The organism is Salinisphaera aquimarina (genome assembly GCF_042643355.1).
Lineage (GTDB): Bacteria > Pseudomonadota > Gammaproteobacteria > Nevskiales > Salinisphaeraceae > Salinisphaera > Salinisphaera aquimarina.
Map to the genome: position 1 here is coordinate 1,240,225 of NZ_JBHRSS010000003.1, position 19,291 is coordinate 1,259,515.

Sequence of the window (19,291 nt, forward strand, 5' to 3'; positions counted from 1 at the left end):
CTCGATGGTGACAGGCTGGATCATAAAAAACCAAAGGCACGGGGCCGTCCCGGCGCCGCGATGACGTGCGAGGACTGTATATGCGCACCCGGCAATTTCTCAAACCACGGACGGTGAGCCGTGAGGTCGACGCGCTGGTCGACGCATTGCCCATGCACAACATCGGCAGCCAGGGGTATGACCCCTGGGGCCTGAACCCCGACACCGCGAAGATCACCTTCATGGCGGTGCGCTGGCTCTATGAAAACTATTTTCGCGTCAATGCGTTCGGGCTCGAAAACATTCCGGCCGAGGGTCGTCTGCTGATCGTGGGCAACCACAGCGGTCAGCTGCCCATGGACGGGGTGATGGTGAGTTTCTCGGTGGCCAACAAGAGCGAAGACGCGCGTCTGCCGCGCTCGATGATCGAGCGCTGGTTTCCGTCGGTGCCGTTTCTGGGCAACTGGATGAACTCGGTGGGCGGCGTCATCGGCGACCCCAAGAACTGCGCGCGCATGCTCGAGCGCGAAGAGGCCATCGTGGTGTTTCCGGAAGGCGTGCGGGGCTCGGGCAAGCCGTATCGGCTGCGTTATCAGCTGCAGCGCTTCGGTCATGGCTTCATGCATCTGGCGATGGAACATGGCACGCCGATCGTGCCGGTCGGGGTGGTCGGCTGCGAGGAAACCATGCCGTCGCTGGTCAATATCAAGCCGTTGGCGAAAATGCTCGGGCTGCCGTATTTCCCGCTCGCGCCGCTGGTGCCGTTGCCCGCGCGCGTGTTTCTGAATTTCGGCACGCCCATGTCCTATGCCAACGATGCGCGCAGCGAGCGCGACGTGGAGTGGCGGGTCGAAGAGGTCAAGGATGCCATCCGCGACCTGATCGATACGGGCATCGCCCAGCGCAAGAGTATTTTTTGATGACCGAGCGCAAGACGCCCGCCCAGCGCAGCACGGCGCCGGGCACCAGCACTGCGGACACAACGGCGCCCAAGCGCAAGACCCCGGCCCGCCGGCGCGCGCCCGCCGATGCCGCCCGCAAGCAGGCGGGCGCCGCGCCCGCGGGTATCGGCAGCCAGGCCCGCGGCAAGGTGATGGTCACCGGCGCGGCCGGTGCGCTGGCCCAGCACGTCATCGCCATGCTCAAGGAAAACTATGACGTGGTCGGCGTCGAGTTTCGCGGCCTGCAGACGAGCTACCCGGATACGGTCGACTACGTGGTCGACTTCAACACGCGCCCGTTCGAGGACGTGTTTCGCGAGCATGGCTTCACCGCGATCATTCATCTGGGCCGGATCCGGTTCACCCAGTCGACGCGTGGCCGGCGCTACTCGGCCAACGTCACCGGCACCGCGCGGCTGCTGCGGCTGGCACTGAAATACGGCGTGGATCAGATCATCGCGCTGTCGACCTTCCACGTCTACGGCGCGGATGCGCGCAATCCCTCGCTCATCGACGAGGAATATCCGATGCGCGCGGCCAATCTCATGCGCGAGGTCGTGGACGCGGTCGAGCTCGAGAATCTGTTCAATATCTATCTGTACAAGCATCCCGAACTCAATATCGCGATCCTGCGGCCCTGTCATATCGCCGGCCCCGGCATCAACAACGAGATCAGCCGAATGCTGTCGCAGCCGGTCGCGCCGTGCCTGCTGGGTTTTTCGCCGCTGATGCAGTTCATCCACGTCGAGGACATGGCCGACGCCGTGGTGCGTTCGTTCGAGCACAACCACCCGGGCGTATATAATATCGCTCCGGATGACTATGTCGCGTACCAGGATGCGCTCCAACTGGCCGGATGCCGGCGCCTGTTTCTGCCCTCGGTGCCGCCAGTGCTTGCCCGGCGGGCGGTGCGCGCGCTGGGGCGGTATGCGCCGCCGGATTATCTGATCAACTTCTTCAAATATGCGGTGATCATCGACGGTAGCCTGTTTGCACGCACCTTCGATTTCAAACCGCAGCGCTCGCTCACCGAACTGCTCGGCCACTACCGCGGCAACAAGTAGTTCGAATGCGGCGAACGTCATTCTCGAGGCTCAATGATGAATAACCTGTCGCGCCCCCTGGCCTATGTGGCCAGTCTTCTGGGACTTGTCGTGCTGGCCGGCTGTGTCCACAGCCCGCCCTCCGATCCCTGGGACCCGATCGAGCCGGTCAACCGGGCGGTTTACAAATTCAACGACACGGCTGATCGCTATATCCTGCAGCCGGTGGCGCGCGGCTACGACAAGATCACGCCGGATCCGGTCCAGCGCAGCGTGACCAATTTCTTCCACAATGCACACGCGCCGGTGACCATCGTCAACAGCGCGCTGCAGCTCAAGTTCGACTCGTTCAACGTCGCGCTCGGCCGGTTCATGGTCAATACCACCGCCGGCGTGGGCGGTCTGTTCGACGTCGCCAGCAATATCGGCATCGCCGATCCGGACGAGGATTTCGGTCAAACCTTCGGTTACTACGGCCTCGGCCAGGGGCCGTACCTGGTGCTGCCGTTCCTGGGACCCAGCAGTGGGCGCGATTTCACCGGCAGCCTGGGTGATCAGTTCCTGTACCCGATCACCTATCTCGATGAATTCCATGAAATCGACCAGAACTATCCGTACCTGCCCTATATGCTGCGCGGTCTGGAAGTGCTCAACCTGCGCGCCAGCCTGCTGGGCTTCGAGGAGACGCTGAACCAGCAGTTCGACCCCTATGCGTTTCTGCGCGGCTATTATCTGGAGAACCGGCTGAAAGCGGTTTATGACGGCAATGTGCCGCCCGAGCGCATGTACGGCGATGACATGGGCGCCGACGACGAATAGCGCCACGCATGGCCGACGACGATGCCGAGTTGCAGTGGCTCACGCAGCTCTCACGTGAACAGCTGCACGCGCGTGCCCAGCACTATTTCAAGGCCGGCGGCGCGACCGAACCCGAGGTGGCGCTGGTCGCGCACGGGGCCGCGCGCGCGATCTTCAAGGATTATGCGCGCACGCCGGGCTGGTTCGGGCGCGTCATCGCGCCCGTGCTCATCTGGCGCGAGGCCAGCGCCTTGACCCGGCTGGCCGGTCTCGTCGGCATCCCCCGGATCCATCGCCAGATCGATGCCCGCGGCCTGCTGATCGAGTATCTGCCGGCGACGCCCTGGCCCAGGGCCGACGTGCCGGAAGCGGCGTATCAACGGCTCACCGCGCTGGTCGCGGCGATGCATGAGCGCGGGGTGGCGCACTGCGACCTACGTGCGCCCAGCAATATCCTGGTGGATGCGAACGGCACGCCATATATCGTCGATTTCGTGGCCCGGGTGCATCGTGGCCGGCGCTGGAACCTGCCCTGGAACTGGCTGTTCCGCCAGTTCGTGGCCGCCGACGACAGTGCGCTCGCCAAGCTGCGGGTGCGTTTCGCGCCGGGCCTGGCGGATGCCGCCGACCGTGCCTGTCTCGAGTACCGGGGACCTGCCGAGCGTCTCGCCCGCACCATCGGCGAGTGGGCACGCAACGTGGTCCGTTTTTTCGTGCGTTCCAGCTAGTCTGCGCCGCCTATGAGTTTTCTCGTTCGTTTTCTGATGCTGTTCATGCCACTGCTGCGCTGGCCGCTGCGGGCATGGATCAATACCCATGCCTCGCCGTCGGATCTCGACGAGATCGCGCTCGCCACCGACAAGCCGGTCTGCTACGTGCTGCCGGTGGGCAGCGTCATGGACTGGCTGGCGCTCGAGGTCACCTGCGCCGAGCACGGCCTGCCCCGACCGTATCTGGCCGGCAACGCCATGCCCAGGCTCAATCGGGCGGTGGTGCTGGCGCTGCCGGTCGGCCGTAGCCGGGCCCGCTCGGAGCTGCATCGCATCGTCTCGCGCGGTCTGCACGACAAGAGCTTCGACGTGCAGATGGTGCCGGTGTCGGTGTTCTGGGGGCGCAACCCGGTCAAGGAAACCTCGCTGTTCCGGATTCTGTTTGCCGACAGCGAGCGCACCGGGCGCCTGCGCAAACTGCTGATCGTGCTCGCCAACGGCCGCAATACGCTGGTGCATTTCGGCCAGCCGCTGGACTACCGTGCCTTCCTGGATGAGCAGGCCGCGCCGGCCACGCTGGTGCGCAAGCTCGTGCGCGTGCTGCGCGTGCATTTCCGGCGCCAGCGCGCTGCCACGCTGGGTCCGCCGCTGTCGCGGCGCAGCCAGCTGATCAATTCGCTGCTGGCCGATCCGGACGTGCAGCACAGTCTCGAGGAGACCGCGCGCCGCGAGAACACGACGCTGTCGGTGGCGCGCTCGCGGGCGCGCGACTACGCCAACGAGATCGCCGCCGACTATTCCAACATCGCCATCGGTTTCATGCTGCGGGTGCTGACCTGGCTGTGGAATCGTATCTACGACGGCGTCGATGTACGCCATCTGCAGCGCCTGCGGGCGACCACCCACGACCGGCGCGAAGTCATCTATCTGCCTTCGCATCGCAGCCATATGGACTACCTGCTGGTGTCCTACATCCTGTATCAGGAAGGGTTGGCATTGCCGCAGATCGCGGCCGGCGTGAATCTCAACTTCTGGCCGGTCGGCGCCCTGCTGCGGCGCTGCGGCGCGTTCTATCTGCGTCGCAGCTTCAAGGGCGATCGTCTCTACACGGCCGTGTTCCGTGCCTATGTCGACGTGCTCATCCAGCGCGGCCAGCCGATGAAGTTCTACCCGGAGGGCGGGCGCAGCCGTACCGGCCGCCTGCTGGCGCCGCAGACCGGCATGCTGTCGATGGCGGTCACGAGCGCGCTCGGCGGCAATGGCGCGCCCACCGCGATCGTGCCGGTCTATATCGGCTACGACCGGGTCATGGAGGTCAACAAGTATTTCGACGAGCTGCGCGGCACGCGGCCCAAGAAGGGCGAGTCGATGGGCGATCTGGTGCGCGGCTCGACCAAGGTGCTCAAGCACAAGTACGGACGCGCGTTCGTCTCCTTCGGCCAGCCCATCGATCTGCAGGAATACGCCGACGCGCACCTGCCGGACTGGCGTGCACAGATGGCCGATCTGGACGTGGACACCCGACCCAAGTGGCTGCAGGAGTTCGTGGGCAAGCTGTCGAACCGGGTCATGGAAGGCATCAATGCCACGGCCACGCTCAATGCCACCGGGCTGGCGTCCCTGATTCTGCTCGGCAGCCCGCAGAAAGCGGTGGCCGAGGACGAGATGGTGCACACCCTGGAACTGCTGGCGGAACTGGCCCGGGTGAGCCCGTATTCTCCGGATGCGAGCGCCCCGAGCGAAACCGACGGCCGGGCCATGCTGGCGGAAGCCGAGCCCACCATGCGCCTGATCCGTGTGCCCCACGCCTGGGGCGATGTGCTCACCGTGGAATCACGCCAGGGGGTGCTGCTGACCTACGGGCGCAACAACGTCATGCATCTGTTCGCGCTGCCGTCGCTGATCGCCAATTTCTTTGCCCATTTCGAGCAGCGCAACCGCAAGACGCTGCTCGCGGACGCGGTCGAACTCTATCCGCTGCTGGCCTCGGAACTGTTCCTGCGCTGGCCGGCCGATCAAGCCCAGGCCGCGCTCGAACAGGCCATCGACGGCATGCTGGCCAGCGGGCTGCTGGTGGCCGGCGAACGCGGCCGGCTGCGGCGACCGGAAGCGGGCACCCGCGAGTTCGCCGCGCTGGTGAGTCTGTCGCGCATCATGCGCGAGGCGCTCGAGCGCTATGCGATGACAGTGATGCTGCTCAGCCATCATCTGGATACCGGCCGAATCATCGAGCGCGGCCGCTTCGAGCGCCAGTGCCAGCTCATGGCCGAGCGCATGGCGATACTCTCGGGCCGCAACAGCCCCGAGTTCTTCGACCTGCGCCTGTTCCGCAATTACCTGCAGACGCTGGTGCGTATCGGGCTGCTGCACCCGCAGGGCAACCGCATGCATATCGACGAATCCCTGCGCAATGTGGCCGAGCACGCCCTGCGCCTGCTCGGCTCGGATCTGCGCCAGTCGATCGCCCACCTGACCTCGTTGCCGCATCTCGAGGACGCCCAGCCGAGCGCGGCCGCCGTTCAGCGCGAATAGCGCGTCGGCGTCAGCGGCTTAGGAACCTCTGATCTAGTCCTCGCGGATCGTGTTCGAGTCCCAAACGGCGTCGCCACAAGACGCCGGGTGACGCGTCCGGCCCAAACATCAACCATTCGCCGGACCGAACCCGGCAACACCGTAGCGGCGCCGTTTGGGCCGAACCTTTCTTGCATTGCGAGAAAGGCCGGGGCTTTGCGCTCGCCTATCCGTACGAGGCGAGGAGCGGGGCCCCGACGCGCAGCGGCGGGGTGCGACCGTCGGAGTTCGGACCAGAGCTGCGAGGCTACGACTCGTACAGGGTCGCATCCCACGGCTTCGCCGCGGGAATACCCTGCTCCGCCGCTCGCAGCGACGGCGTCGTTCATCATTCACGTGCAACTTGTCTATTTTCGGGCACGCTACATTCTTCTCTCCTTGCACAGCCGCGCGCAAAGCACGCCGGCACGACCGTGACGACTAGATCAGGGGTTCCTCAGTTCGGGCGCCACAGATACAGCGGCTGGGGTCCGGCCGCGGCATCCACCGACAGATCGATGGGCACGCCGGCCGCCTTGAAGTCGAGGCCGCCGCGGGCCATCGAGTCCGCGAGCAGGGTCGCCGGCGCGGACTGGCCGCGGTAGTAACGCACGATACGGGCCTCGTCGACGCCGGCCTCGCGGCGGGCAAGCGCCAGTACATCGTCGATATGGCCGATCTGGTCGACCATGCCCAGACGCAGGGCGTCGTCGGCGGCGAAGATACGGCCGTCGGTAATCTCGTCGAGATGATCGCGGGCCAGCGTCGGGCGTCCGGCCTCGACCACGCTCACGAAGCGGCCATAGAGCGAATCCACCACCCGCTGCACGATCGCCTGTTCGTCCGGCCGGGCCTGCCGCAACGGCGACATGATGTCCTTGTGCGGGCCGCTGGTATAGCTCTGGTTCTCGAGGCCGAGCTTGGCCATCAGCCCGGTGGCGTTGACCCCGAGGATGATTACGCCGATCGAGCCGGTGACCGTGGTCGGCTGAGCGATGATCGTATTCGCGGCCATGGCGATGTAATAGCCGCCGGAGGCGGCCAGGCCACCGAAACTGGCGACAACCGGCACGCCAGTGGTCTCGTGATAGCGACGAATACGCGCGTAGATTTCATCCGCTGCCGACACCGTGCCGCCGGGGCTGTTGATACGCAGAACCACGGCCTTGATCGCGTCGTCTTTCTCGGCCTTGTCCAGGGCGCGGCTGACCGTGGCCAGGGTCGAGGGCTGCGTCACGAGGCCGAAGGTGTGCTGTGACGGCGCATCGGAGATGAAGCCCGACACCGGCAGCCACAGGATCTTTGCCTGCCCTTCGCCCTCGACGGTGGTCTCGCGCAGGGCGTCGTCATGGCCTCCGAACGGGGAGATCACGACACAGCCGGTCAGCGCTGCCGCCACCAGCGTCAGCGCGAGCGTGCGCCACCAGCTGCCGATGCGCGCCACCGTCAATGGACCTGGGTCTGCCAGGCCTCGATCGCGGCGATGGTGCGCTGAGCGGACTGGGTCAGACAGTGCATGGCGTCCTTGCGCTGGCCGTCTTCGAAATGCTCCCAGGCCATGGCGATGAACGGCCGTGCGTCGGCGATCACTTCCTGGTCGTGCAACTGGCCGTAGGCGGTTTCCAGCGCGGCCAGGCACTGACCGATGGCGTCTGCCGGCATCTCGGCCTGCTGGAAGACCATCACGCAGGCACCGGTGGCCGCGTTGTCCAGCATCTGAGCATCGGCGGCGCCGTCGGGATGGGTTTCGGCGTACAGATCGGCCAGTCGGGTCACCATTTCCACCAACGCGAGCATGGCCGGCATGTCGTCGTGCAGGGTGGGGTGCCCGCGCTTGGCGGCAACGTCGGCGGCCACCTGCAGGGCCGGGCCGACCACCACGTGATAGGCATCGGGATCCATCGCCTCCGGATTGAGGTTCTCCGGGTCGAGACGGCGGGCGGTGTCAGTACGGTTCATGGGTTGGACCCGTGGTTGAGCGATTGATCATGGCGACGATACGCCTTCATGCGATGCACACAGCATGTGGTCATTACGGCCGTACGCAACGGCCCTTGCGGGCGATTCGTGCACCGGTACGATACAAGAAACGCGCCACTGACGAGCCGCCGGCGCTGCCGGCTTCATTCCGCCGGAATCACGATGCGCACCCGCGCGCCGCCGTTTTCGCCCCGCCCCAGCTCGATTTCGCCGGTGTAGGAGCGCACGATCTCGGCGGCTACGGCCAGCCCCAGGCCCTGGCCTTCGCGGGAGGTGTCGGCACGCACGCCGCGTTCGAGCAGGCGCTGGGTGGAGCCCTCGCCGAAGCCGTCGCCGTTGTCGTCGATCCACAGATGCAGGTCGTTATCGACGATGCGTGCGCCGACCACCACCTCGCCGCCGCCGTACTTGGCCGCGTTGTCCATGAGCGTGCCCAGCAGTTCGGTGAGATCGCCCTCATCGATCGGGGCCTTGACGCCAGCGGCGACACGCACATCGAAGCGGGTCTGTTCCTCGGCATAGACCTTGGTGAGCGCACGCGACAGCTTTTGTGCGATCGGCGCGATCGCCAGCGACGGGGCCAGGCTGCGCTTGCCGGCGGCGGCGGCTTTCTGCAACTGGTAGTCGAGAATATCGTTCATGCGCGCCAGCTGGTTGCGCAGCGGCCGGCGCTGGCTTTCGTCGAGGTTGTCGTCTTCGGCCAGGCCGCGCAGGACCGCCATCGGCGTCTTCAGGCTGTGGGCGAGATCGCCGAGCGCGTTGCGATAGCGCAGCAGGCGGGCTTGATCGTTCGAGAGCATGGTGTTGAGATTGCTCACCAGCGGCTGGATCTCGTCCGGGTAGCGGCCCTCGATCCGGCGTTTTTCATGGGATTGCAGGGTGGCCAGATTGCGCGACAGGCGCCGTAGCGGCGCCAGGCCCCAGCGCAGGATCAGCAGTTCCACGATCAGCAGTGCCAGCGCGGAGGCACTGAGCAGGGTCCACAGCACGCCACGAAAACGCTGCATCTGCTTGATGAAGGTGCTGGCGTCCTCGGCGACCACGAGCGTGTAGCGATAATCCTTGCCGTCGTCGGTGACCCAACGGAAGCCGAACGCCAGCGTGATGAGCGTGGTGTCGTTGCGCTCGACGCGCGCGAACAGCCATTCGCCGACCGCCGGCAGCATGTCGAGTTTGACCGTGCCGAGCAGCGACGGCGAGCGCCATACCGAGCTGCCTTTCTCGTCGAGCACGAAGGCATACAGGCCCGATTCGGGGCGGGTCAGGTCGGATTCGGGCAGCACGCGCGGGGCGAGCTTGAAACTGCCGTCGTCGGTGATCTCGGCACTGCCGAGCAGAGCGTAGCTCAGCCCCTGCAGGCGATCGTGTTCTGCCTGGTCCGCGCGCTCGCTGACCGCGGTTTCCAGGGCCACGCCGGTGAGTACGATGAAGGCCAGCAGCAGTACCGCGGTAGCGGCGAGCAGCCGCGCCCGCAGCGAATTCATCACGTCCCGGCTGCGCTCGTGTCGCGATCGTCACGGGCCAGGCGATAACCACGGCCGCGCAACGTCTCGATCGGCTTGAGGGTGCCCTCGGGGTCGAGTTTTGCGCGCAGGCGGCGTACGAAGACCTCGATCACGTTGGAGTCGCGTTCGGCGTTCTCTTCGTAGATATGCTCGGTGAGCGCGGTCTTGGACACCACTTCGCCCGCGTGCAGCATCAGATGCTCGAGAACGCGATATTCATAGGCGGTGAGCTCCACTGTCTGGCCGGCGACGAACACTTCCTGGCGCGATGTGTCGAGCACGATATCGCCGGACTCGAGCTTGGGCTGGGCCCAGCCGCGCGAACGCCGCACGAGGGCCTGGATACGCGCCGTGAGTTCTTCCGGCTGGAACGGTTTGACCACGTAATCGTCGGCCCCGGTCTCCAGGCCTTCGACCTTGTCCTGCCAGCGGCTGCGCGCGGTCAGGATCAGGATCGGATAGTCGAGCCCGGCTTCGCGCACATCGCGGATGATGTCGAGACCGGTGGGGCCGGGCAGGCCGAGATCGATGATCGCGATATCGACGGGGTATTCCAGAGCGAAGAATTGTCCTTCTTCACCCTCGCCGGTCGCATCCACCGCGAATCCGTCGCTGCGTAACTGCGCGCAGATCTGTTCGCGCAGATCGACGTCGTCCTCGATTACCAGTGCTCGCATGAGACTCCTTGATTTTTCGATTGGCAGCCCGGTCGACGCAGGGGCCGGCGCTGATTCCGTATCTAGCGCCTTGCCTCCACGTGCACCACGCGCACACGTCCCCCATCGAGAAGCTTGACCCGATAATACGGGCCGCCGGGGCCGTCTTCCAGTACCACGTTGAGCACCCGGCCGCCGTACTCACGGCTGGCGCGCTGCGCTGCCTCGCCGGGGGCGACGTTCGGCGGCAGGCGACGATCTTCGTTCTTGGCGGCCTTCTTGTGTCCACGATCCTTACCGGGTCCGGCGCTTTCGGCAAACGGGGCACGCAGCGCGCTGCCGGTCTGGGCAACGGCCGTGGAGGGCAATGCCGTTGCCGTCACCAGCAACAGCAGGCACAAGGCAGCCATCCGGTGGATGCTGGAGCGGCGGTATCTCATCGTGGGAGCGGGATCGGGCACGAGCGTACCGCCGGCACGTGGGCCGTCGGCCTAGCTGCCCTGATACCGATACCCGCTTTGTTGCTGAGGCTGCCGTGATTGTTGCTGCTGCTGGCAGTCATTGATGCGATTCGTCTTCATGCGATTGGCGTTCCAGGCCCCGGCGGCGACGCCCGCGGCCACACCCACGCCGGTGGCGATATCGCGACCGCTGCCGCTGCCGAACTGGTTACCCAGCAGGCCGCCCGCGGCGCCGCCGATCACGGCCTGCCCGGCGGTGCCGGTGGCGCCCTTGACCACAACATTGCGATCGTCCTGCTGGTAATAGCAGTCGTAGCGCCCGCCGGGCACGGCGGTGAAGATCGGATCCACGTCGGGCTTGGGATTGCTGGCGCAGCCGCTGAGCGTGGCGGCGGCCATGCCGAAGCTGGCCAGGGCGGCCATCCATGTGCTGCGGCGCTTGTTGTATACAGGAGAAGAGTGCATCGATTGGTCCCGTGATTAGAGCCCGAAATTAGCTGGAAAGCCCTGAACCCCGCCTTAATTCAGTGCTGACGCGATTATCGCCTGTGTTCACACGCCATTCACGGATTTTTTAGGATACTCGGACCGTCAAGATCCGCATGGTCGGAGGTGTCGTGATGTGCCGAACTCGCCGCAGAATACTCGTCTCTGTTCTTATTGCCGCTGCGTTCACTCTGCCGGGCGCGGCGATCGCCGCCGACAATTCCGGAATCGTGATTCTCGATCAGCAACATCGCTCGACGCCGTTCGGTCAATACGACAGCCAGCGCCGCACCGAGGTCTTCGGCCCGTCGAGCGGCTATCGCTACGAGGAATACAGCTATCCCGCGCCCGGCGTGATCGTATCGCCCCGCCACGGCTACGGGCGCGGCAACGGTCGCGTGATCGAGCAGTACGGCCCGGGCGCCTACGGCCCCTACGGCGCCACCAGCGTGCCGGCCGCGCCGCGGATCAACGGCTACGCGAATCCCTATCGCGCCGATGGCCGTGGCCACCGCGATGATCGGCGCCGCGGTTTCCACGGTGGCCATGATCGGGGTCGGCGGCGTGCACAGCCCGACCGCATCGACCGATTCGGGCGTGACCCGTCGGCGCGTGCGATCGAGCCGGCCCAACGGGCGATGCAACCGGCCGAGCGCGCGATCAGGTAATCACCGAGCGTAATGGTTGCCGGCTGGGGATTATTCGCCCGGCATCAGATTGCATTGGCCCATGGCGTCCTGCCAGCTTTTCGTATGCCGCACGATGGCGGTGTCCAGCGCCGCCCATACGCCTGTTTTCGCGGACAGGGTACGCGTTTCATAAGCGGTGAACGCGGGCCTCGGGGCGACCTGCTGCGCGTCCACAAGCGATGCGACCGCCGCACGCCATTCGCGTCCCGCGCGCACCAGATCGGCCAGATACGACTGCACGTTCGGGCCGTAGACTTCGCGCAGGATCGTGTACAGCGTGCGGGCACGGCGATTGGGCTGGGCGTTGAAGCAGATCGGGCGCCGTGCCATGCGTTGTTGCAGCATCGCGGTCGCCGCGTCGAGACGGGCGACGGCGACGAGCGCCGCGCTCTGCAGCTGGCCGCCGTAGGTGGAGCCCTCCAGAATCTCGTAACTCTTCGACAGCGCCGACGCGTCCAGTAACCCGCCCTCGGCCAGGGTGCGACCGGCGTCCGCGAGCCGGGTCAATGCCTGCCGGCTGGCACGGCCCAGCGCGCTGGCCTTTAGCCCCAGCGGCGGGGGCGCGACGCTGAACAGATGCGCCATGGCATCGTCGGCCAGGGTCAGGTTCCAGAAAATACGCGGCACTGCCCGACGTTTGATCTCGATGAGTGCGTCGAGCTGCCGGCGCAGGTCCCGGTCGTCGGCCGTATCCTCCTTGCTGTCGAGCTCGGTCCGGCATTGTTTCAGGCCTGCCAGCAGGCGTGATTCATAGGCCAGGCGATCCTGGGGTGGTGCCACGCGCCCGAGGATGCTGTTGCGTTCGGACACGAGATTGACCAGCCCGCAGCGGTGCAGCTGGAACAGCCCGATCCAGCCGGTGCGCGGGGTCTCGATGACCAGTTGCAGGCTGCGCTTGTCCGGGTAGCGCAGGCGCGGAGGCGCCTGCGAAGACGGTGACGAGACATCCAGGGTGCGCGCCAGTCGCGACAGATAGTCGTCAAAGCGCGCCTCGGGGCTGTCGGTCGCGCTGCAGCCGCCGATAACGAGAAGAATCAGTACACACCACAGTCTGAAACTCGCGCCTGTGCGCACGCCGTTCATACGCTTTGGTGCCACGGCGCGGTCCGTACGGCCGGGATGACGAGGCGCGCCGCGGCAGCAAGGAGGCAACGATGTTCGGGGGCGAGAAACACAATCGATCGGACAACTCCGTTGCGGGCGAAAGCCGTGTCGCGGTGCATGTCGAACTGCGTCTGGCACAGAATCAGGCACTGCAGCAGCGTATCGCCGACGGCATTGCACCACAGATCGCGCAGATTCTGCCCGACAGATTTTCGCAGGCCCCGGCCGTGGATGCCGTCTTTGCGCTTTTTCCCGAGATTGCCACACTCGAGCGGCTGGCCGCGGACGTGCGTGCCCAGCGCGCGCAACGCTCGGACGGGCTGCCGGTGCTTGTGGTGGGATTGTCTCCCGATCGGCTGACCGAGTTCGGCGGCTGGCTGGCGGACGCGGCGCGCGAGGACAATGTCCACGGTCTGCGGCTTATCGTCGACCGCGATCCGGACGCGATCATTGCGCGGCTGCCGGGGTATCTCGAGCCGGTGGTCGAGCCCAATATCATCGCCATGCCGATATCCACCGAGGTGGAGACCGCGGAGCACAAGTATTTCTTCTGTCTCAGCCCGCAGCTGCGTGGGCTACTGGCGTATCTCGCCGAACTCGCCGCGAACAATATCTCGCGGATCTATCTGCTCGGCGGGCCGGGCGCGGGCAAGACCTCGCTGGCCTACTATTATTATCTGTGTCGCGAGCGCGGCAACTTCGTCACCGTCAATCTGAGCTCGGAGGCCACCGACGACAAGGCGGCGATGAAGTCGCTGCTGTGTGGTCATGTCTCCGGCGCCTTCGCCGGCGCGGGCTCGCGTACCGGCGCGTTTTCGCATGCGCGGGACGGGGTGTGTTTTCTCGACGAATCGCACGGCGTGTCCGGCTCGGTGATGGAAGTGCTCATGGAAGCACTGGACTCCAATCAATACCTGCCCTACGGCGCCTCGGCCAAGCGCCCGCTGGATTGCGCCCTCGTGTTCGCCTCCAATCGCAACTGGGACACGCTGATCGCCTCGGTGAACATGGATGAGCACGCGCGGCTGGGCGCGCAGATCCTGCATCTGCCGGACCTGGCCGTGCGCCAGGAGGATCTGGTCGCGGTGCTCGCGGCCACGCTCAACAACATGCGCAGACGCTCGACCACCTGGATCGCCCCCGCCGGCCTGTCGCACGCGGCCTGGCAGGCGGTGCGAAGCTGCGATTGGCGCGGTAACACGCGCGCGCTGATCCGGGTGATCGAGACCGCATTCGTCACCGCGGCCACCGACCGCGCACCGTTGATCGAGCGCGACGCCATCGACGATGCACTCGCACTCTGGGAGCCGGACAGTCACGCCAGTCATGCGCTGTATACGGTGGCCGGGCGATAAGCGACCGGCACGCCCGCCACGGTATGCTGGCGGGCATGAACGATACACTTGATTTGCATGCGCTTGCCGACGCCGATCGGACCGCGATCGGGCGCCTGCGCGAACCGCTGACCCTGCCCTGCGGACAACAGTTGCCCAACCGTCTCGCCAAGGCGGCAATGACCGAGGGCCTGGCCGACGCGCGCATGAACGCCACGCCAGCGCTCGACACGCTCTACGAGCGCTGGTCGCGCGGTGGCGCCGGCCTGTTGATCACCGGCAACGTACAGATCGACCGCTGGGATCTGGAGCGTCCCGGTAACGTGGTCATCGATGGCGCCGCCGATCGTGATGCGCTCAGCCGCTGGGCCCGGGCCGCCACCGTCGCTGGCAACCGGGTGTGGATGCAGCTGTCACACGCGGGGCGCCAGGCGCCGTTCTATTGCTCGCCGAAACCGGTGGCGCCGTCGGCCGTCGGGCTCAAGCTGCTGGGCGCCTATCGCCGGCCGCGCGCGCTGTCGTTGGCCGATATCGAATCCATCGTCGCGCGTTTCGTACACGCGGCCACGGTCGCCCAGGCTTGCGGCTTCGACGGCGTGCAGATCCATGCCGCGCACGGCTATCTGCTCAGCGAATTCCTGTCGCCGGTCACCAATCGGCGCAGCGATGCCTACGGCGGCAGCCTGGAGAATCGTGCCCGGCTGCTGCTCGAGGTGGTACGGGCGGTGCGCGCCGCGGTCGGGCCGGATTTCGCCGTCGCGGTGAAGCTCAATTCCGCCGACTTCCAGAAGGGTGGATTCTCCAACGCCGACTGCCTGCAGGTGGTGCGCTGGCTGGGCGACTGCGAGCTCGATCTGCTGGAGATCTCCGGCGGCAGCTACGAACAGCCGCGCCTGCTCGGGCACGAGGGCGATGCCGAGACCGCCGAAGACGAACAGCGCGAGAGCACGCAGCAGCGCGAAGCCTATTTCCTCGAATATGCCGCCCTGATCCGTCGCGAGGCATCCATGCCGCTGATGGTAACCGGCGGTTTTCGCTCACGCGCGGCGATGGTGGCGGCGCTGGACAGCGGCGATACCGACATGATCGGCCTGGCCCGGCCGCTGTGCGTGGATACCCATTTCGTTGCCCGATTGTTCGAGGGTACGACGACACAGGCGAGTGCTGCCGGAGAAGGGCTCGCCTACGGCCGCGGGGTGCTCGGGGCGCGCTCCCGGATCGCGTCACTGCGTTTCCTGAATATCTTTTCCCAGATGGGTTGGTACTACATGCAGCTGATGCGCATGGGCCGCGGTCTGGAAGCGGACTGGCGCATGCCGCTGTGGCGGGGCCTGTTCGGCCACCTCAAGGCCGAACTCAAGGCCGCCCGGGCGATCCGGGCGTTCCAGAAAGAGGTCGCGCCGCTGGGCCGGAACGGCAGCAGAAGACCGCCCGGCTAGGTCATATCCTCAGCTGAATACGGCCACGCCGAGCAGGACTACGCCCAGCGCATTGATCAGCCCGTGACCGATGATGAGCAGGCGCGGCGGTGCGCTCTCACGCCAGACCACGCCGAACAGCACTGCGCCCGCGCCGAAGCCGACCGCAAGCAGGCCGAAGGCTGTCCATACCAGCGTGCCGGGCGCCATGAGCGCGCCCACGAGCAGCGCGAGCAGGCCGAGCCCGGCGATCGCGCCGTGGCCCAGGCGCAACGGCCGGGTCGCGCCGTCGAGCGTGGCCATGGTCAGACCGCCGAGGGCGGCGACCAGCAGCAGCCAGAAAGCGAGCGTCAACATTGCTTAGCCCTGGTCGGGCTGTTTGTCGCTCTGCGCCTGTTTCTTCTCGGCTTCGGCATCCTGAACCTGCAGCTGGTCGACGACGTTCTTGACACCAGCCTGTGAGCGGGCTGCCTTGAGCGCCTGCTGATGGGTGTCCTCGTCCGGTACGTTGCCGCTGAGGGTGACCACACGGTTCTGTACGCCTACCGAAATGGCGGCCTTGTCGAAGGTCTTCTTGTCGAGCAGTTCACGCTGGATCGTGCGGAACAGCACTTCGTCGTTGACGGTCTTGTCGACCGCCTGGTTTGCACTGTCGACGCCCTGACCTGCCTCCGCGAGCTTGGCCTTGGCCTCGTTCAGCTCTTCCTGCATATCGGCGATCTTGTCTTTCTGCGACTTGAGCTGTTCCTGCGCGTCATCGCGGGAGGCGCGCGCATCCTTCAACTGCTCGATCGCGTCGTTGTATTTCTCCTGCGGGTCCTTGGAGCAGCCGCTGATCGTAGCGACGCCCAGAATCAGCGCCAGCGTGATGGCAACAGGCAGGGCGGCAAAGGGCGCGTTCATCTTGTTCATGCAGTCGTATCCTGGATGGAACCGTTTGGCTAAAAAATAACACGTTTACGTTCAGTCCAAGTGCGGTCGCGCCCCTGAAACCGTGTGCCTGCGTCGATAATAACGACCTGTGCCTTACAATACGCCGCCATGCAGATCGCCGGTTATCAATTCGCCAACGGACTCGCGGCCGCGCCCATGGCCGGGGTGACCGACCGTGTCTTTCGCCAGCTGTGCCGAACGCTGGGTGCGGCCTCGACGACGGCGGAAATGGTGTCGGCGCGCCCGGCCCTGCGCGCGACCCGCAAGTCGCGTCTGCGCCTGGATCACAGCGGCGAGAACGCGCCGCGAATCGTGCAGATCGCCGGCGGCGATGCGGCCGATCTGGCCCACGCCGCACGCCTGAACGCGGATGAAGGCGCCGATATCATCGATATCAACATGGGCTGTCCGGCCAAGAAGGTCTGCCGCAAGGCCGCCGGTTCGGCGCTGATGGCCGATATCGACCGGGTGGCCCGCATTCTCGATGCCGTGGTCGCGGCCAGCCCGGTGCCGGTGACGCTCAAGATGCGCACCGGGGTGAGTACCGATCGAATCAACGCCGTGGCGATCGCGCGTATCGCACAGACAGCCGGCATCGCCGCGCTCGCCGTGCACGGGCGCACGCGTGACCAGCATTATCGCGGCGTGGCCGAATACGCCACAATCGCGGCCGTAAAGCAGGCGGTGTCGATCCCGGTCTGGGCCAACGGCGACGTCGACTCGCCCGCCAAGGCGCGGGCGGTGCTCGCGGCCACCGGCGCCGACGGGCTGATGATCGGGCGCGCCGCCTGCCGCCGGCCCTGGCTGTTTCGCGAGATCGCGGTGGAACGCCTCACCGGGCGCGCGCCGGCACCGCCCGATCTGGCCGAGGAGCGCGAGATCCTGCTCGGCCTGGTCGAACAGATTCACGACTTTTACGGCGAAGGCCAGGGCCTGCGCGTTGCGCGCAAACATATCGGCTGGCTGTGCGAACGCCGCCCGCCGCACCCGGCGCTGTATATGGACCTGATGCAGGCCGACAGCGCCGCCCGTCAGCTGCGTCTGCTCGATTGCCTGTTCGACGCGACGGCTGTCCGCCGCGTCGTTCAAGCAATCTAGACGGCCGGGGCGCCCGGGGCGCCGCTCATGCCCAGACTGGCCGCGCCGCCAAGCAGGCCGAGAATCAGCAGTTGCACCAGCCAGCCGATCAGACAGACGCCTACTGCCCGCCAGGTGCTGTTGTAGTCCAGCGCCTGACGCACGGCGATCACCATGGTGACCAACATCCAGATGTTGACCACCAGAAAGACCAGGCCGCCGATCACCGGCAGGAAACCGAAGATGCGCAGCAGGCCGGGCGAGGCGGCAAAGCCAAGCGTACGCAGCAACTGACCGAGGTCGGCTTCGGTCTGGGCCTCGGGCAACAGCTTGGTGCCCACGACCCAGATGATCGCGGCCCAGATCAGCCAGCCGAGCAGGGCGGCGATGGCGGCGAACAGAAACAGCTTGATGCTGCCGCCGGCCATCGCGCCGATGCCGGTCGCGATGGCGGCGAGCACAACCACGATTGCCGCCTGGCCGGTGGCGCCGCTGTCGTGTTCGACTTCTTCATAGGTCGGCACGTCGAGCTTGGCCGCGCCGATCATCCGTTGAACGAAACTCTGCATAAATGAATGCCGGGTTGAGTGGTTTTCATCCAGCTTGGCGCAAACGGCGCGCGCTGGCCAGCACCGCATCGTTTCTGATTCATTGCGCCGTCACGGACACGCGCTTACGCTTAGGCATCGCCTTTTCTTCAATACGGTGGCTCTTCTGCGCGCGCTCCTTCTGATCAATCGTCAATCCCGTCAGGGCGAAGCCAACGCGCAGGCTGCCCGCGATACCCTCGAAGGGCTGGGCGTCGACGTGCTTCTCGGTGATTTCGCCAAGCCAGAAGACGTCGCCGAAGAAATCGACCAGTACGCCGACGATGTCGACACGATCGTTCTCGGCGGCGGCGATGGCACCCTCAATCTGGCCGCGGCCTCGGTGTTGCGCTCGGGCAAGCCGATGGGCGTTCTGCCGCTGGGCACGGCCAACGATTTCGCCCGCACGCTGCTCATTCCGACCGACCTGGAAGGCGCCTGCCGGAACGTCGTGGACGGCGTGGTGCACCCGGTGGATCTGGGCCAGTGCAACGACATCTATTTTGTAAATGTCGCCAGCATTGGCCTGGCCGTACGTGCCTGCGAATATCGCTCGGACGTGGCCAAGCGCTGGTTCGGCGCGCTGGGCTATGCGTCCAACGTGTTTTCGGCCTATCGCGATACCGAGGCCTTCGATGTCGAGGTGCGTTGTGGCGACGAGCGCCACCAACTGCATTCGATTCAGCTGGCGATCGGCAACGGGCGTTACTTCGGTGGCGGCCTGGCGGTGGCCAGCGATGCCGCGCTCGACGACGGCCGGCTCGATCTCTACAGCCTCAAGCCGCAGTCGCTGGGCAAGCTTATCGGCATGCTGCCCTCGCTGGTGCGCGGGCCCGACAAGTCGGTGCAGGGCGTGCAACTGCTCGAGGGCACGGAGTTTCATGTGAGCACCGGCCAGCCCATGCCCATCAACACCGACGGCGAAATCCTCACCGAAACGCCCGCCACGTTCCGGGTGTTGCCCGGCGCGCTGTCGGTCAAGGTGCCGGCCGAATATATCGAGCGCTATGCCAGCAATGCGAGTACGGCGGCCTGACAGG

Annotated in this window: 20 protein-coding genes; 10 read left to right on the top strand and 10 right to left on the bottom strand. The window is 65.9% G+C overall.

Features of this window, described 5'->3' with window-relative positions; translation table 11 throughout:
• The first annotated feature begins 80 nt into the window (after positions 1–80).
• Genes ACFOSU_RS09250 through plsB form a run of 5 tightly spaced genes read left to right on the top strand, consistent with a single transcriptional unit; the run spans position 81 to position 6,003 of the window.
• On the top strand, positions 81–899 hold the full coding sequence (locus tag ACFOSU_RS09250; protein WP_380688714.1) for a lysophospholipid acyltransferase family protein: 819 nt from the start codon (positions 81–83) through the stop codon (positions 897–899).
• On the top strand, positions 899–1,984 hold the full coding sequence (locus ACFOSU_RS09255; RefSeq protein ID WP_380688716.1) for an NAD-dependent epimerase/dehydratase family protein: 1,086 nt from the start codon (positions 899–901) through the stop codon (positions 1,982–1,984). The genes ACFOSU_RS09250 and ACFOSU_RS09255 overlap by 1 nt, the downstream gene beginning before the upstream one ends.
• 33 nt (positions 1,985–2,017) lie before the next feature.
• Positions 2,018–2,782 (top strand): MlaA family lipoprotein, encoded by a 765-nt coding sequence (locus ACFOSU_RS09260; protein ID WP_380688718.1) that lies wholly within the window; start codon positions 2,018–2,020, stop codon positions 2,780–2,782.
• Between the two features lie 8 nt (positions 2,783–2,790).
• Positions 2,791–3,489: a hypothetical protein gene (locus tag ACFOSU_RS09265; RefSeq protein WP_380688720.1), complete on the top strand. Its 699-nt coding sequence runs from the start codon at positions 2,791–2,793 to the stop codon at positions 3,487–3,489.
• 12 nt (positions 3,490–3,501) lie between these two features.
• Positions 3,502–6,003, top strand: coding sequence for a glycerol-3-phosphate 1-O-acyltransferase PlsB (plsB, locus tag ACFOSU_RS09270; RefSeq protein WP_380688722.1), 2,502 nt, complete (start codon positions 3,502–3,504; stop codon positions 6,001–6,003).
• Positions 6,004–6,478: 475 nt separating this feature from the next.
• Here plsB and sppA read toward each other — a convergent pair whose 3' ends face one another.
• The 6 genes from sppA to ACFOSU_RS09300 form a co-directional block, all read right to left on the bottom strand.
• The gene (gene sppA, locus ACFOSU_RS09275; protein ID WP_380688724.1) at positions 6,479–7,465 is read right to left on the bottom strand and encodes a signal peptide peptidase SppA; all 987 of its coding nucleotides are present in this window, start codon (positions 7,463–7,465) and stop codon (positions 6,479–6,481) included.
• Positions 7,466–7,467: 2 nt separating this feature from the next.
• Positions 7,468–7,980 (bottom strand): hypothetical protein, encoded by a 513-nt coding sequence (locus ACFOSU_RS09280; RefSeq protein ID WP_380688726.1) that lies wholly within the window; start codon positions 7,978–7,980, stop codon positions 7,468–7,470.
• Positions 7,981–8,144: 164 nt separating this feature from the next.
• Positions 8,145–9,485 carry an ATP-binding protein gene (locus tag ACFOSU_RS09285; protein WP_380689236.1) on the bottom strand — a complete coding sequence of 447 codons (1,341 nt, stop codon included), beginning with the start codon at positions 9,483–9,485 and terminating at the stop codon, positions 8,145–8,147.
• The gene (locus tag ACFOSU_RS09290; RefSeq protein WP_380688728.1) at positions 9,485–10,183 is read right to left on the bottom strand and encodes a response regulator transcription factor; all 699 of its coding nucleotides are present in this window, start codon (positions 10,181–10,183) and stop codon (positions 9,485–9,487) included. Before ACFOSU_RS09290 ends, ACFOSU_RS09285 begins: the two co-directional genes overlap by 1 nt.
• A 62-nt stretch (positions 10,184–10,245) precedes the next feature.
• Entirely contained in the window at positions 10,246–10,572 is a 327-nt protein-coding gene (locus ACFOSU_RS09295) for a PepSY domain-containing protein (RefSeq protein WP_380688730.1), read from the bottom strand.
• A gap of 81 nt (positions 10,573–10,653) precedes the next feature.
• A complete protein-coding gene (locus ACFOSU_RS09300) occupies positions 10,654–11,088 on the bottom strand; it encodes a hypothetical protein (protein ID WP_380688732.1) in 435 nt (144 codons plus the stop codon).
• A gap of 155 nt (positions 11,089–11,243) precedes the next feature.
• On the opposite strand from ACFOSU_RS09300, the gene ACFOSU_RS09305 reads away from it, so the two are divergent.
• Positions 11,244–11,777 (top strand): hypothetical protein, encoded by a 534-nt coding sequence (locus ACFOSU_RS09305; protein WP_380688734.1) that lies wholly within the window; start codon positions 11,244–11,246, stop codon positions 11,775–11,777.
• A gap of 30 nt (positions 11,778–11,807) precedes the next feature.
• On the opposite strand, the gene ACFOSU_RS09310 is transcribed toward ACFOSU_RS09305, so the two are convergent.
• Positions 11,808–12,896, bottom strand: coding sequence for a DUF3080 family protein (locus ACFOSU_RS09310; RefSeq protein ID WP_380688736.1), 1,089 nt, complete (start codon positions 12,894–12,896; stop codon positions 11,808–11,810).
• 56 nt (positions 12,897–12,952) lie between these two features.
• On the opposite strand from ACFOSU_RS09310, the gene ACFOSU_RS09315 reads away from it, so the two are divergent.
• Positions 12,953–14,257, top strand: coding sequence for a sigma 54-interacting transcriptional regulator (locus ACFOSU_RS09315; protein ID WP_380688738.1), 1,305 nt, complete (start codon positions 12,953–12,955; stop codon positions 14,255–14,257).
• A 35-nt stretch (positions 14,258–14,292) separates the two neighbouring features.
• Positions 14,293–15,675: an NADH:flavin oxidoreductase/NADH oxidase family protein gene (locus tag ACFOSU_RS09320; protein WP_380688740.1), complete on the top strand. Its 1,383-nt coding sequence runs from the start codon at positions 14,293–14,295 to the stop codon at positions 15,673–15,675.
• 9 nt (positions 15,676–15,684) lie between these two features.
• On the opposite strand, the gene ACFOSU_RS09325 is transcribed toward ACFOSU_RS09320, so the two are convergent.
• Together ACFOSU_RS09325 and ACFOSU_RS09330 are read right to left on the bottom strand one after the other, a co-directional pair.
• Entirely contained in the window at positions 15,685–16,011 is a 327-nt protein-coding gene (locus ACFOSU_RS09325; RefSeq protein WP_380688742.1) for a hypothetical protein, read from the bottom strand.
• 3 nt (positions 16,012–16,014) lie between these two features.
• On the bottom strand, positions 16,015–16,566 hold the full coding sequence (locus tag ACFOSU_RS09330) for a BON domain-containing protein (protein WP_380688743.1): 552 nt from the start codon (positions 16,564–16,566) through the stop codon (positions 16,015–16,017).
• Between the two features lie 129 nt (positions 16,567–16,695).
• Here ACFOSU_RS09330 and dusB point away from each other — a divergent pair, with 129 nt between their 5' ends.
• On the top strand, positions 16,696–17,685 hold the full coding sequence (dusB, locus tag ACFOSU_RS09335; RefSeq protein ID WP_380688745.1) for a tRNA dihydrouridine synthase DusB: 990 nt from the start codon (positions 16,696–16,698) through the stop codon (positions 17,683–17,685).
• Here the strand turns inward: dusB and ACFOSU_RS09340 are convergent.
• Positions 17,682–18,233 (bottom strand): YIP1 family protein, encoded by a 552-nt coding sequence (locus ACFOSU_RS09340; RefSeq protein WP_380688747.1) that lies wholly within the window; start codon positions 18,231–18,233, stop codon positions 17,682–17,684. The genes dusB and ACFOSU_RS09340 overlap by 4 nt on opposite strands.
• Positions 18,234–18,369: 136 nt before the next feature.
• Between ACFOSU_RS09340 and ACFOSU_RS09345 the strand changes: the two genes are divergently transcribed.
• Entirely contained in the window at positions 18,370–19,287 is a 918-nt protein-coding gene (locus ACFOSU_RS09345; RefSeq protein ID WP_380688749.1) for a lipid kinase, read from the top strand.
• Positions 19,288–19,291 lie beyond the last annotated feature (4 nt).